Below are 1,075 nucleotides of genomic sequence, written 5' to 3' on the forward strand. Positions count from 1 at the left end.
TTTGAATTAATCAAATCAGTAACAGGAATTCATTTCCATGATGAGGAACATTTTCAACGATCTTTATCCAGTCATCCAGACCTCATCGTGAAACTAAAAGAGTTTGAAATCAATCAGAAGATTGAATTGGAAAAGCTTGCTTTACAAGCTACCATTATTGAACTGGAAGAATCAAAAGCTTATTTGATGGATAAGCAAAATGCCCGTTTACGTGAAACAGAACTGGCAAAAGCCACAGGTCAACGAGATTGGCTTATGATGGCCTTGGCCATTGTTGTGGTAATCGGTTTCTTTGGTCTTATTTCAGTAATGATTATTGGCGACAATGCCCAGAAGACAAGTAACAACGGACCCATCAACCAATTGTTTGGTGCATTGGTTGCCGGCTTTAGTATGGTTTTGTCTTATTTCTTTGGATCCAGTAAAAGTTCTGCAGATAAGGATAAGACCATTGCCAAACAAACTACTTCATTTACTAAAATCTAAACTTGAAAGACTATGGAATTAACAGTATTGCGCTACAGCGCAGGGAGAGACAGTACGTTGGGGTTGCTGTTTGTTGATGGGAAATTTAGGTGTTACACGTTAGAAGACGAATACCGGAGCATCAAAGTATATGGCGAAACCAGGATCCCTGCCGGGAGGTACCACCTGAAACTAAGGACATGCGGCATCCACCATGCCCGGTACCAAAAGAAATTTCCGGGATTCCATAAAGGGATGTTGCATGTAACCGGTGTCCCTAACTTTACCAATATACTCATCCATATTGGGAATGATGATGACGATACAGCAGGATGCCTGTTGGTTGGGGAATCAACCATATCCAATGTGAACCTTGATGGACGTGTGAACCAAAGCACAAATGCCTATAAAATGGTTTACCCGGAAATTGCTTTAGCTATTGAAAACAAGGAAGAAGTATGGATTACTTATATGGATGAGGTTATTTTTGAAAGGGAATAAAACGAAGCAAAATAAATGACCAGGAGCAAAGCAAATATAAACAATAGGGAAGAAGGCAATTTACTCCACCAAATACTCCCGGATCACATCAACTGCAATGCCTGAGTAA

2 protein-coding genes are annotated in these 1,075 nt (G+C 40.1%); both read left to right on the forward strand.

The features are described 5' to 3' along the window. A partial coding sequence (locus OM074_RS21130) for a hypothetical protein (RefSeq protein ID WP_301202705.1) occupies nt 1-486 on the forward strand: 486 nt, incomplete at its 5' end. A 12-nt stretch (nt 487-498) separates the two neighbouring features. Beyond that, nucleotides 499-966: a DUF5675 family protein gene (locus tag OM074_RS21135; protein WP_301202706.1), complete on the forward strand. Its 468-nt coding sequence runs from the start codon at nt 499-501 to the stop codon at nt 964-966. The last annotated feature ends 109 nt before the right edge of the window (nt 967-1,075 follow it).

It is taken from the genome of Plebeiibacterium marinum (genome assembly GCF_026013615.1).
Classification (GTDB): domain Bacteria; phylum Bacteroidota; class Bacteroidia; order Bacteroidales; family Marinilabiliaceae; genus Saccharicrinis; species Saccharicrinis marinus_A.

What these genes read in the sequence shown, in the direction of transcription:
- OM074_RS21135 (WP_301202706.1), top strand. Translation starts at nt 499, where the DNA reads ATGGAATTAACAGTATTGCGCTACAGCGCAGGGAGAGACAGTACGTTG.